The following is an 11,111-nucleotide window of genomic DNA, read 5'->3' on the forward strand; positions in this document are numbered from 1 at the left end:
ACTGCCGGCGACGACGGGACGGTGCGGTTGTGGGATCCGGTTACCCGCAAGCCGGTCGGCGACCCGCTCGACGGCCACACTGGAGCCGTCCTCGCGGTGGCGTTCTCCCCCGACGGCACCCTCCTCCTCACTACCACCGTCACCGGGGCGGTACGGCTGTACGGCCGTGGTGGCGCATCCCCCGTCGCCACCACGGCCGACCTCTCCGTGTAGTTCCTCGCTTCAGATTTCGCGTGGTGCCGCTTTGGCCAGCAGGATCGGTGACAGCGTTCTTACCGGCACCCCGACAACTGCCGGGCCGCTGCATGCCTTGAGAGCCTGTCTTTGAACCCCCGCCTGCGCCCCGACGCCCGGCACGCGCCCTCGGCCCCGGTCGGGACCGTTAGACCCAAAGGTCGTAGGGTTCGTCGACCGTGTCGCGCTTCCATACGCGGGCCCAGGCGTCGAGCCAATCCTGGTGATCGCGTTCAGGGACATCGCAGACCGTGAGGAAGGAGCGCAGCTGCTCTTGGTCGAGCATGGTGGCGCCGTCGAGCATGCGCCGCACGGTGGTGCGCGGAAGGCGGCCGAGCCCCGCCCTGCGTTCCATCTCCCGCAGCGGCATGGCGCCGGCCTTGTAGTACGTCGCACGCAGCGCGGCGCGCAGGTCCGCCGCGCTCTCCACCAGTCGAGGCCGGGGCGCATTCATGTAGTTCGCGCCGTGCTCGAAGGAGCGGGCGTGGCGCCAGAGTCGGCGAGCCCGCTCCGCCGAGCGCGGTCCGCAGGCGAGCACATACGCCTCGACCACCTCCAAGCGCGGGATGCGCTCCCCGCTCGCCGCCCGCTGCAGCGTGGTCGCAGACCGGATGTGACGGGTGCGGGCCGCGAGCTCGGCGTACGTGAGCCCGGCCTCCTCCCGCGTTTCGCGCAGGTACTTGGCCAGCAGCAGCAGGTGCGGGTTGAACGCGCGGATCGGCTTCTGGGGACGTCCCATGACGTTCCCTCATACCCGCGACAGGGGCAGCGGTGCCCGACGGCCGAAGCGCAGGGTCACCACCGAGCCCACCGATATCAGGAGCACGCTGGCGAGCAGCTGCAGGACGACGTTCGGATCCATGCCGCCCCACGCGAGTGCGGTGCTGGTCAGGATGATGACGATGATGACGGCCGTCTCGGTACCGGTGAGACGGTGCGGTGGTGCGGGCGGACGAACACCCGCGGCATGGCGCCTGCGGCTCATGGGAGGTCCCCCTCGGGGATTAGGGCGGCGGCACCCGTGGGTACCGCCGCCGACGACTGCGGACTCCTTCGACACGCATTCGGGCGGTGGCACGCCCGAATGCGTGAATGCATAGTGCCCCATGTCCCCTCAGCCTTGCGGCGGTTGATGCACCTGCGGACCGCCCCCCAGCCCTAGTGGCTGGCTACGCAGCTCATCCACGCAGATCCGAACCGGCGACCTGCGCCGATCACACAACGTCACTGGCGTGCAGCCCGGTTGATGCATCCGCGACCCACCTTGACCAGCGTCGGCTTGCCTGCCCCGCCGATGGGATGCGACGCTCCATCACAGGTTCCACCTCCCCGACGGCTGCGGACTCCTTCCTTACCGAACGGGCTTGAACCTTTTAGTGCCGGTGTGCGTGGCAGCACCCCGGCACATGCTGGGGGCCGACCACAGTGGTCGGCCCCCAGCATGTTTTCGGCGGGCGGTGAGCTTTCATTGGACCCGTTGAACCTGTTTCTGAACCCTCAAGGCAGGTTCCAGGACGGGTTCTGAAGTCAGGCCGAGGCAGCGGGCGGCTCTGCGGTCAGTTCGGCGATCTGGGCCTCCAGATCCGCGATCCGCTCGGCCTGGCGCCGCATGGTCCCCTGATTCTGGACGACCTTGCTGCCCAGCCTCTCCACGCCGCTGAAGGTCCTGATGCCGCCTTCGGCGGCATCAGCCATCTGCCCGAACGCTTCCTGGTCGAGGCTATGGGGGTTGTTGGCCTCGAACGAGCAGGCCCGGTGCATGTCGCCCATGTAGGCCACGGCCTTGCGGCAGGCCAGCAGCGCATCCCGGGCGCCGAACTCATCGCCCTGGCCCGACCTGTGGAAACGCGTCACCCTCGCCCCGCGCTTGAGCGGATCGCGCGAGGGCATGAACTGCTCCAGCCGGTGTCCGAGCACATGGGCGGCGGCGCGGGCCTTGGGCACCGCACGCCGCAGGCGGCTGCCGTCAGGGATGCCGGTGCCGCGGGAGATGTCCGCGTAGGACAGTTCGCGGCCCGCATTGGGCCCGAGCCACAGCAGGATGTCGATGGCGTCCTGCTCCAGGCGGGTGGGGGCGTCACTGTTGCGTTGGCGGCTCACCGCAGCTTCTTCTCGCTTTCGTCCAGGAACGCTCGCAGAGCCTCGTCGTTCAGCGCCGAGTACGGGCCGGCGGCCAGATCGCGGATGAAGGTGATAGCCGCCTCCGACGCGGTGCACAGGTCGGTGATGGCCCGGCTGCGGTCGCCGGTGAACTGCACCTGATGACGCTGCAGCAGCGACAGCGCCCGCAGTGTGGCCAGGCGGACCTCGGTCATCTCGGTGAAGACCTGCAGGGCCACGTCGGGTTCGGCCGGTTCCCGCGACGTGCGGACGGCCCGCTCGACTGCTGCGGTCTCCTCGTCCTGGCCCTCACGCCCTGGGTGTGCCTCCTCCGCGTCACCCTCACGGCTGCTTTCCTCGGCTGCCTGGTCCGCTGCCCTGCGGTCTTCCTGGTCGGCTCGTGCCTCGCGCCGCTCGTACTCCGCCAGTGCTTCCCGGGCGGCGGCACGGCTGGTCGCGTCGGCGAGGATCGCCGTCTTCAGCGCCTTCGGCTGCTGAGCTACGTAGACCGGGGAGCCCGGCTTGATTCCGGCCCGCATCGCTTCCTGCTCGATCGCCTGCCGTCGCTCACCGTTGTTCATGCGAGCCTCGTAGCTGCGGTAATAGCCGTGCTCACCGAAGAACGGAACCTCCTCCTCATCAGGTAGATCGACATGACGGCCGGGTTCCAGCTCCTGGACCGAGGGGACACGTCCGTCGTCCGCCGCCCGCTTCCACGCCTCATGGAAGGCCATGACGCGCTTGTGGCTGGTGTGCGACCGGCGGGCGAACTCCCGGGCACTGATACGCCGGAAAACGGTTCGGTCGAACCGTTTCGTGGACGCTTGATCGAATCCGACGCCGTGGCCTTCGTCGGGCTCGACACGGCGGGCGATCAACAGTGCGCGGGCCCAGCCGCCCTTGCGGTCGTGGGTGGCGAACTCTTCGATGTCAGCGTTGAGACGGTCCTCGCCGTCGTCCGCCGCAGGCTCCATCACACGCCCACCAGATCCGCGGCGGCGGCCTGCCCGCAGTCCGCAGTGGCCGCGTCGTCCCTGACCCTGAACCTGATCCACGTCGCGAGGACTTCCACGGTCCCGAGGGCTTCCACGCACGCGGTCGCCTCCTCCTTGGTGAAGTCCAGGACGGCGGAGGGCGGGTACCGGTGCATGAGGGCCGTGATCTGGTCGTTCAGCCGTACCAGATCCCTCGCCAGGGCATGGGCCTTGCTCGGCTTGGCCCCGCCGCAGCCGGGGCCGCGGTTCTCACGGTCGCGGCGGCGCTTGTCGTCCATGACCCGCTTCATGGCGTCACGGACCTTGTCGTTCTCCTCCACCAGGTCACGCAGGGCCTTGTCGCGCTCCGCGGGAGGCAGGGCGTCGAGGTAGTCGGCCAGGGACACATCGCCGGCCGGGTCGAGCAGGTCCTGCAGGCCAGGACCGATGCCCAGGGCACGGCGGTACTGCGGAGCGCTGATGCGGCCGATGCCGGCCTCGCTCGCTTCGGCCAGCATCGAGCGCAGGATGCTGTAGTCCTCGTCGTACGGCTTGCCGGAGGGAGCCAGGCGGGCGCCTTCACGAAGCGCGCTGTAGCTGACGTGGACGCCGCTGTCGGCGACGAGTTGCCGCACCGGCGGGGTGCACATGCGAGCGGTGTGCCGGTACTGACGGGCCGTGCGGGGGTTCAGGCTGATCTCGTCGCAGTACCGGTCGAAGACGCCGTCGGGGCCCGACGGCGTGACGGCCAGCAGCTTGTCACCGATGACGAGCCGATTCTCCAGGCCCTCGTTCATCAACCGACGGCCCTCATGCACGTCCTGATCTGTGTAGCTCATACGGATGTCCCATCGCAGTCAACTCGACGGCCGCGCAGTGTAATCAGATGAACACGGCGTGACCGTCCGCAACTGACCTCAGGGAAACCCGTGTTGACGCATCGGGCGGGTGCGGGGCGGAAGTCGCCAAGCTGTGGGCGCCTGAAGATACCGCTCGTGTGGGGGACGGACGCGCATGGTGGGGCCGCGTTGTGCGGCAGGTGTGCGACGCGCGACCTCGGTGCGGTTCTGCGGGGAACCAGGCAGCGCGGCCAGGGAGTCTTCTACGAGATGAGCCCTCGTCTGCACCGACGCAAGGTGGAACGGCGCGGCCTGCGTCTTTGGCCTGTCGGCCCTGTCCTGGCCCTGGCCTTCGCCATCGCCCTACTTGTCGCAGGCAGCGTGTTCTACGCCGCCTGGGACCTGCTGGGAGTCCGCGGGCTGAAGCCGGAACACCGCATCGGCTCCAGCACTCTCTTCGACCTGGTGAAGCTGTCCTTCGGCGTGGTCGCCGGAGCCGGTGCCCTTGTCGCTCTGATCGTCGCCTACCGCCGCCAGCGCGTCGACGAGGACGGCGCCGCGCGCGATGCCACGCGCCTGCACACCGAACGCTTCACCACTGCCGTCTCCCAGCTCGGCGACGATTCCGTGGCCGTACGGCTCGGAGGTGTCCATGCCCTGGCCGGACTCGCCGACGACGCTCCCACACAAGACCTACGCCAGACGTGCATCGATGTCTTGTGCGCTTATCTCCAGCTGCCTCACACCCCCGACCCCGGCGACAGCCGAGAGCACCAGGACGAGCACCACCGCTACCTTGCCCTGCGCAAGGTCCGAGCCACCATCTTCCGCCTCATTGGCGACCACTACCGGCGCCCCGTCGGTACCCACCGCTCCTGGCAAGGCTGCGACCTTGATTTCAGAGGTGTCACCATCGAGGACAACCTGGACTTCGGCGGGGCCATGTTCTCGGGCGGCGTGGTGTCCTTCTACGGCGCCGTGTTCTCGGGCGGCAGGGTGTCCTTCGGCGGGGCCACGTTCTCGGGCGGCAGGGTGTCCTTCTACGACGCCGTGTTCTCGGGCGGCAGGGTGTCCTTCGGCGGGGCCAGGTTCTCGGGCGGCGTGGTGTCCTTCGACGAAGCCGTGTTCTCGGACGGCGAGGTGTTCTTCGGCGGGGCCAGGTTCTCGGGCGGCGTGGTGTCCTTCGACAACGCCATGTTCTCGGACGGCGTGGTGTTCTTCGGCGGGGCCGTGTTCTCGGGCGGCGTGGTGTCCTTCGACGAAGCCTTGTTCCGGGGCGGCGAGGTGTCCTTCGACGGGGCCACGTTCTCGGGCGGCAGGGTGGACTTGGGCGGGGCCAGGTTCTCGGGCGGCGAGGTGTCCTTCGACGAAGCCTTGTTCTCGGGCGGCGTAGTGTTCTTCGGCGGGGCCACGTTCTCGGGCGGCAGGGTGGACTTGGGCGGGGCCAGGTTCTCGGGCGGCGAGGTGTTCTTCGGCGGGACCACGTTCTCGGGCGGCGTGGTGTCCTTCGACGACGCCTTGTTCTCGGGCAGCGAGGTGTCCTTCGGCGGGGCCACGTTCTCCGGCGGCGTGGTGTCCTTCGACGACGCCTTGTTCTCGGGCGGCAGGGTGGACTTGGGCGAGGCCACGTTCTCCGGCGGCACGGTGGACTTTGAAAATGCGCGAGCCATCGTTCCAACGGCAGTGGTGCCCCCCGCGGGCGCGTCCCTGCCGCATGGGCTGATCTTGCCAACAGCCTGGACTCCCTGATGCCCAGACCGCCGGCGTTCTCCCACCCGGCCCAGAAGCGAGGACCACTGAGCCGCTTCGGAGATCCGTTGCTACTGCGTTGGCTCCGACAGTCAAGGCGAAACGCCTGCAAGGTTGCCGCAAAGCCCCGTACCGGGCCCCTGGGAATGCAGAGCCCGGTGGGAACTGGTGTCCGTCAAGGTCCGCGACGCCGCCGAAGACCTCCAACTCCGCCTCGCCCGCTACGAGAACGTGCCCGAAGCCACGAACTCGCCCAGCGAGCCGCCGTCCTCCTGGCCCGCTGACGTGCTGTAGCTACGTGCCTAATGTGCCTTAAAGCGTCGTAGGGCTCTCATCTGCAGGAATGGCTTGGCGCCCTAGATAATCGGCACGACCGTGGCGTTCGCCGGGTTGCTCCTCAAGGTCGTGACGAGCGGACCGGTCAGGGCCGCCCTCCAGGCGGTGGTGGAGAGGGCGCTGAATGTCCAGTTCTGAGGCCGGTGTTGAGCCCGGTTCCGGGCACCGGTCCGGGCGGCGTCGCGGTCGGAGTGACGGCGGGTACGTGACGGCGGAGGCGGCGGTGGTGCTGCCGACGCTGGTGCTGTTCACGATGGCGCTCGTGTGGGCCCTGCTCACCGCGTCCGCGCAGATCCAGTGCGTGGACGCGGCCCGGGCCGGGGCCCGTGCGATGGCTCGCCAGGACCCGCAGGGCACGGCGGTCGCGGTGGCCCGGCAGGCGGCCCCGCGCGGCGCGAGCGTGGCGGTGAGCAGGGACGGCGACCTGGTCCGGGTGGAGGTCGTGGCGCGGTCGCCGGGGCCCCGGGCGCTGGGCCTCGGGCTGCGGTTGCGGGCGGAGGCCGTGGCGATGGCGGAGGAGACGGTGGGGGTGGGGGCGTGAGGTGGGGGTGCGCGGATGGTCGGGGGCCGGGCGTCGGACCCGGTCCTGCGCCCGGGGCGGGAGCGGGGCCTGGGGCGAGAGCGGGGGCGGGGCTTGGGGTGGGGACAGGACCTGGGCCGGGGGCGAGGCCTGGGGCGGGTGGGGTCGGTGGGGCTGTGGTGGGTGGGGACCGGGGTGCCGCGACGGTGTGGACCGTGGTGGTGATGGCCGTGCTGTGTGCGGTCGCGGGGGTCGTGCTGGCGATGGGGCAGGTGACGGTGGCTCGCCATCGGGCGGGCGGCGCGGCCGACTTGGCGGCGCTGGCGGCGGCGGACCACTGGACGGAAGGGCGTGCGGAGGCGTGCGCGCGGGCCGAGCGGGTGGCGCGGGCACAGGGCACGCGGATCGTGCGGTGCGCGGTGGTGGGGGAGGTGTCGGATGTCACGGCGGCGGCGGAGTTCGGGCCGTTCGAGATGGAGGTCAGGTCGAGGGCGGGGCCCGCGGGGCCTGCGGGGCCAGGGGTGCCTGGTGAACCAATCGGTCCGATGAGGGCAGTGCGTGCGGTGGGGTCGGCGGGGCCTGCCCTGCCTGCGGGGTCGGTGCCGGGTGTGGGTGTTGCCGAGGGTGCGCCTGCCATAGGGGGCTGGTCGGTCGCCGCGGGCGGGTCCGCCACCGGAGGCGCGTCGGTCGCTGGGGGCGCACCCGCCGCTGGGGGCACACACGACTCTGAGGGCCCGCCCATCGCTGGGGGCACGTCCGGCGACGCGGGCGCGTCCGGCGCCGGGGGATCAGGGCGTGGGGGCGTCCTTCAGGAGGGTGGTGAGGAGGCGGATCGCGCCGCGCTTGTGAAGCGGATCGTTGCCGTTGCCGCACTTGGGGGACTGGATGCAGGAGGGGCAGCCGGCCTCGCACTCGCAGGAGGCGATGGCCTCGCGGGTGGCGGTGAGCCAGGTGCGGGCGGTGTGGAAGGCGCGCTCGGCGAATCCGGCGCCGCCGGGGTGGCCGTCGTACACGAAGACCGTCGGCAGCAGGGTGTCCGGGTGCAGGGGCACGGAGACGCCGCCGATGTCCCAGCGGTCGCAGGTGGCGAAGAGGGGCAGCATGCCGATGGAGGCGTGTTCGGCGGCGTGCAGGGCGCCGCCGAGGATCTCCGGGTTGACGCGGGCGGCGTCGAGTTGGTCCTCGGTGACCGTCCACCATACCGCGCGGGTGCGCAGGGTGCGGGGCGGCAGGTCGAGCTTGGTCTCGCCCAGGACCTCGCCGGTGATGAGTTTGCGGCGCAGGAAGGAGACGACCTGGTTGGTGACCTCGACGGAGCCGTAGCAGAGGCGGCCGGGGCCCCAGGGGATCTCGGTGTCGGTGTCGAGGACGGAGATGGCGGTGGTGTCGCGGGCGGTGGTCGAGTACGGCGGGACGGCCTCCTCGACGAGGGCGACGGAGTCGTCCAGGTCCAGGCTGCGGACGAGATACGTACGGCCCTGGTGGAGGTGGACCGCGCCCTCGTGGACGGTCGTGTGCGCGGCCGAGGCGTCGACGGTGCCCAGGAGGCGGCCGGTGCCCTCCTCGACGACCTGCACGGGCCGGCCGCCCTCGCCGCGGATGTCCGTGAGGTCGGCGGCGCGCTCGCGGCGGGTCCAGTGCCAGGCCTTCGTGCGGCGGCGCAGCAGCTTCGCGGCCTCCAACTGGGGGAGCAGGTCGCCGGTGGCCGGGCCGAAGAGCTTGAAGTCGTGTTCGGTGAGGGGAAGTTCCGCGGCGGCGGCGCAGAGGTGGGGGGCGAGGACGTAGGGGTTGTCGGGGTCGAGGACGGTCGATTCGACGGGCTGGTCGAAGAGCGCCTCGGGGTGGTGGACGAGATAGGTGTCCAGCGGGTCGTCGCGGGCGACGAGGATCGCGAGCGCGCCCTGGCCGGAGCGTCCGGCGCGGCCCGCCTGCTGCCAGAGGGAGGCGCGGGTGCCGGGGTAGCCGGCGATGACGACGGCGTCCAGGCCCGATACGTCGATGCCGAGTTCGAGGGCGGTGGTGGCGGCGAGGCCGAGGAGTTCGCCGGAGTGCAGGGCCTGTTCCAGGGCGCGGCGCTCCTCGGGGAGATAGCCGCCGCGGTAGGCGGCCACGCGCCGGACCAAGGAGCGGTCGATCTCGGCGAGGCGTTCCTGGGCGATGACGGAGATGAGCTCGGCGCCGCGCCGGGAGCGTACGAAGGCGACGGAGCGGACGCCCTGGACGGTCAGGTCGGTCAGCAGGTCGGCGGTCTCGGCGGTGGCGGTGCGGCGGACCGGGGCGCCCTTCTCGCCGTGGAGTTCGGTGAGCGGCGGCTCCCAGAGGGCGAAGACGACCTCGCCGCGGGGTGAGGCGTCGTCGGCGACCTCGGTGACCGGGAGGCCGGTGAGGCGTTCGGCGGCCAGGGCCGGTTCGGCGGCCGTGGCGGAGGCGAGGAGGAAGACGGGGTCGGAGCCGTAGCGGGCGCACAAGCGGCGCAGGCGGCGCAGGACTTGGGCGACGTGGGAGCCGAAGACGCCGCGGTAGGTGTGGCACTCGTCGATGACGACGTAGCGCAGGGCGCGCAGGAAGGAGGACCAGCGGGGGTGGGACGGGAGGATGCCGCGGTGCAGCATGTCGGGGTTGGTCAGGACGTAGTTGGCGTACTGACGTACCCACTCGCGTTCCTCGACGGGGGTGTCGCCGTCGTAGACCGCGGGCCGCACGGCCGTGCCCAGAGGGGCGGCCAGGGCGCGGACGGCGCGGCGCTGGTCGGCGGCGAGGGCCTTGGTGGGGGCCAGGTACAGCGCGGTGGTGCCGCGGCCGTTGGGGGCCTCGGAGCCGTCGAGCAGTGCCGAGAGGACGGGTGTGAGATATGCCAATGACTTGCCGGACGCGGTGCCGGTCGCGACGACGACGGACTCGCCGTCCAGCGCGTGTTCGGCGGCCCGCGCCTGGTGGGCCCACGGATGATCGATTCCGGCCGACTGTACGGCGGCGACCACCTCCGCGCGGATGCGATCGGGCCAGACCGCATAACGGGCGGCACGTGGGGGCAGGTGCTCCGTATGAGTGACGCGCGCAGCCCGGGTCGGCCCCGTGGCCAGTCGGTCCAGGACCGACTGCGGGGAGACGTGGGCCGGGGTGTCCCGAGAGGGTCCTCCGGTGGGAGAAAAGTTGGCCATCGGCACCGAGTGTGTCACCGGCGGGATGGACAATGGTCCGAAGGCGTCGTGCACGCCTGCCGGTAAGTGATTGAATGCCATCGCGGCTGGCGATCCGTCCCGGGGGCGTGGGCCGAGGTGTCCCGAGGGGCGACCGCTCGATAGCAAGGTGCTGGAGGATCCGTGGACCTGTCTCTGTCGACCCGTACCGTCGGCGATCGTACGGTCGTCGAGGTCGGTGGCGAAATCGATGTTTATACCGCGCCCAAGCTGCGCGAGCAGTTGGTCGAGTTGGTGAACGACGGCAGTTTCCATCTGGTCGTCGACATGGAGCGAGTGGACTTCCTCGACTCCACCGGACTCGGCGTGCTGGTCGGTGGCCTGAAGCGGGTGCGTGCCCATGAGGGCTCGCTGCGCCTGGTCTGCAACCAGGAGCGCATTCTCAAGATCTTCCGTATCACCGGTCTGACCAAGGTGTTCCCGATTCACACCTCGGTCGATGAAGCGGTCGCGGCCACCGACTGAGCCGGTTGCCCGGCAGTGGCCGGGCGTCCCGGGACTCGTCCCGGGTTTTCCGGGCTGCTGGCCCGGAGTGGCAGTACGGCAGGGGGCCGGGCCGACGGCCGGGCCCCCTGACAGCACGCGTGTATGTCCGAGGGGGATGCATGGCCACCGTTGAACTCCGCTTCAGCGCGCTGCCCGAGCACGTCCGGACCGCCCGCCTGGTGGCGGCCGCGGTCGCGCGCAGGGCGGGTGTGGACGAGGCGGTCCTCGACGAGGTCAGGCTCGCGGTCGGCGAGGCCTGCACCCGTGCCGTCGGGCTGCATCAGGCCGCCGACATTCCCGCGCCCGTGCGGGTCGCTCTCGTCGAGGAGGAGAAGCAGTTCTCCATCGAGGTCGGCGATGAGGCTCCGCGTTCCGCGCCCGGGGAGCGGGCGCCCGGTGCGCGGCCCGGATCCGGGGAGGATCTGGAGGCTGAGGGCGAGGACGAGATGGGGCTGGCGGTCATTAGTGGACTTGTGGATGACGTGGAAGTGACCGCCGGGGAGAACGGTGGGTCGATTCGGATGACCTGGCCCACGACGCCCTGATGCCCGCGGTGGCCTGACCCTGGCTGGGTCTGGGCTCGCCTCGCGTCTTTGTCTCTGCCCGGCTTGTCGCCGTTCTGTGTCCCGGCTTGTCGCCGCGCGCTGTCGCGGCGGCGTGAGCCGGCTTTTCT

General features: G+C 70.8%; 12 protein-coding genes and 2 pseudogenes. 8 read left to right on the forward strand and 6 right to left on the reverse strand.

Annotation, left to right across the window (positions count from 1 at the left end; all coding sequences use genetic code 11):
• Positions 1-213, forward strand: a pseudogene (locus ACZ6BG_RS34860) (hypothetical protein); the annotation flags it as partial.
• Between the two features lie 169 nt (positions 214-382).
• Here the strand turns inward: ACZ6BG_RS34860 and ACZ6BG_RS34865 are convergent.
• The 5 genes from ACZ6BG_RS34865 to ACZ6BG_RS34885 all read right to left on the reverse strand — a co-directional run bounded on the left by ACZ6BG_RS34865 (position 383) and on the right by ACZ6BG_RS34885 (position 4,147).
• Positions 383-973, reverse strand: a complete 591-nt coding sequence (locus ACZ6BG_RS34865; protein WP_469009149.1) for a helix-turn-helix domain-containing protein — start codon at positions 971-973, stop codon at positions 383-385.
• 9 nt (positions 974-982) lie between these two features.
• Positions 983-1,219: a hypothetical protein gene (locus ACZ6BG_RS34870; RefSeq protein WP_469009152.1), complete on the reverse strand. Its 237-nt coding sequence runs from the start codon at positions 1,217-1,219 to the stop codon at positions 983-985.
• Positions 1,220-1,761: 542 nt separating this feature from the next.
• Entirely contained in the window at positions 1,762-2,334 is a 573-nt protein-coding gene (locus ACZ6BG_RS34875) for a hypothetical protein (RefSeq protein ID WP_469009157.1), read from the reverse strand.
• Entirely contained in the window at positions 2,331-3,308 is a 978-nt protein-coding gene (locus tag ACZ6BG_RS34880) for a hypothetical protein (RefSeq protein ID WP_469009522.1), read from the reverse strand. The genes ACZ6BG_RS34875 and ACZ6BG_RS34880 overlap by 4 nt, the downstream gene beginning before the upstream one ends.
• The gene (locus ACZ6BG_RS34885; RefSeq protein ID WP_469009160.1) at positions 3,308-4,147 is read right to left on the reverse strand and encodes a hypothetical protein; all 840 of its coding nucleotides are present in this window, start codon (positions 4,145-4,147) and stop codon (positions 3,308-3,310) included. Before ACZ6BG_RS34885 ends, ACZ6BG_RS34880 begins: the two co-directional genes overlap by 1 nt.
• A 270-nt stretch (positions 4,148-4,417) precedes the next feature.
• On the opposite strand from ACZ6BG_RS34885, the gene ACZ6BG_RS34890 reads away from it, so the two are divergent.
• The 5 genes and pseudogenes from ACZ6BG_RS34890 to ACZ6BG_RS34910 all read left to right on the forward strand — a co-directional run.
• Positions 4,418-5,896, forward strand: coding sequence for a pentapeptide repeat-containing protein (locus tag ACZ6BG_RS34890; RefSeq protein ID WP_469009163.1), 1,479 nt, complete (start codon positions 4,418-4,420; stop codon positions 5,894-5,896).
• Positions 5,897-6,064: 168 nt separating this feature from the next.
• Positions 6,065-6,190 carry a hypothetical protein gene (locus ACZ6BG_RS34895; RefSeq protein ID WP_469009166.1) on the forward strand — a complete coding sequence of 42 codons (126 nt, stop codon included), beginning with the start codon at positions 6,065-6,067 and terminating at the stop codon, positions 6,188-6,190.
• A gap of 111 nt (positions 6,191-6,301) precedes the next feature.
• Complete coding sequence (locus tag ACZ6BG_RS34900; RefSeq protein ID WP_469009525.1) at positions 6,302-6,370, forward strand: hypothetical protein; 69 nt, start codon at positions 6,302-6,304, stop codon at positions 6,368-6,370.
• Complete coding sequence (locus ACZ6BG_RS34905) at positions 6,357-6,773, forward strand: TadE family type IV pilus minor pilin (protein ID WP_469009168.1); 417 nt, start codon at positions 6,357-6,359, stop codon at positions 6,771-6,773. Before ACZ6BG_RS34900 ends, ACZ6BG_RS34905 begins: the two co-directional genes overlap by 14 nt.
• A gap of 155 nt (positions 6,774-6,928) precedes the next feature.
• Positions 6,929-7,264: pseudogene (locus ACZ6BG_RS34910) on the forward strand (Rv3654c family TadE-like protein); the annotation flags it as partial.
• Positions 7,265-7,540: 276 nt separating this feature from the next.
• Here the strand turns inward: ACZ6BG_RS34910 and ACZ6BG_RS34915 are convergent.
• Complete coding sequence (locus ACZ6BG_RS34915; RefSeq protein WP_469009170.1) at positions 7,541-9,994, reverse strand: DEAD/DEAH box helicase; 2,454 nt, start codon at positions 9,992-9,994, stop codon at positions 7,541-7,543.
• An 81-nt stretch (positions 9,995-10,075) separates the two neighbouring features.
• On the opposite strand from ACZ6BG_RS34915, the gene bldG reads away from it, so the two are divergent.
• Both bldG and ACZ6BG_RS34925 read left to right on the forward strand, forming a co-directional pair.
• Positions 10,076-10,417: an anti-sigma factor antagonist BldG gene (gene bldG / locus ACZ6BG_RS34920; protein WP_030677886.1), complete on the forward strand. Its 342-nt coding sequence runs from the start codon at positions 10,076-10,078 to the stop codon at positions 10,415-10,417.
• Between the two features lie 140 nt (positions 10,418-10,557).
• The gene (locus ACZ6BG_RS34925) at positions 10,558-10,983 is read left to right on the forward strand and encodes an ATP-binding protein (protein WP_469009173.1); all 426 of its coding nucleotides are present in this window, start codon (positions 10,558-10,560) and stop codon (positions 10,981-10,983) included.
• The last annotated feature ends 128 nt before the right edge of the window (positions 10,984-11,111 follow it).

The sequence above is a fragment of the Streptomyces sp. NPDC041205 genome (genome assembly GCF_055591765.1).

Excerpts from the sequence above, each read along its gene's own strand:
- ACZ6BG_RS34865 (WP_469009149.1), bottom strand. The coding sequence starts at position 973 with ATGGGACGTCCCCAGAAGCCGATCCGCGCGTTCAACCCGCACCTGCTG.
- ACZ6BG_RS34870 (WP_469009152.1), bottom strand. The coding sequence starts at position 1,219 with ATGAGCCGCAGGCGCCATGCCGCGGGTGTTCGTCCGCCCGCACCACCG.
- ACZ6BG_RS34880 (WP_469009522.1), bottom strand. The coding sequence starts at position 3,308 with ATGGAGCCTGCGGCGGACGACGGCGAGGACCGTCTCAACGCTGACATC.
- ACZ6BG_RS34885 (WP_469009160.1), bottom strand. The coding sequence starts at position 4,147 with ATGAGCTACACAGATCAGGACGTGCATGAGGGCCGTCGGTTGATGAAC.
- ACZ6BG_RS34890 (WP_469009163.1), top strand. The coding sequence starts at position 4,418 with ATGAGCCCTCGTCTGCACCGACGCAAGGTGGAACGGCGCGGCCTGCGT.
- ACZ6BG_RS34905 (WP_469009168.1), top strand. The coding sequence starts at position 6,357 with ATGTCCAGTTCTGAGGCCGGTGTTGAGCCCGGTTCCGGGCACCGGTCC.
- ACZ6BG_RS34915 (WP_469009170.1), bottom strand. The coding sequence starts at position 9,994 with ATGGCATTCAATCACTTACCGGCAGGCGTGCACGACGCCTTCGGACCA.
- ACZ6BG_RS34925 (WP_469009173.1), top strand. The coding sequence starts at position 10,558 with ATGGCCACCGTTGAACTCCGCTTCAGCGCGCTGCCCGAGCACGTCCGG.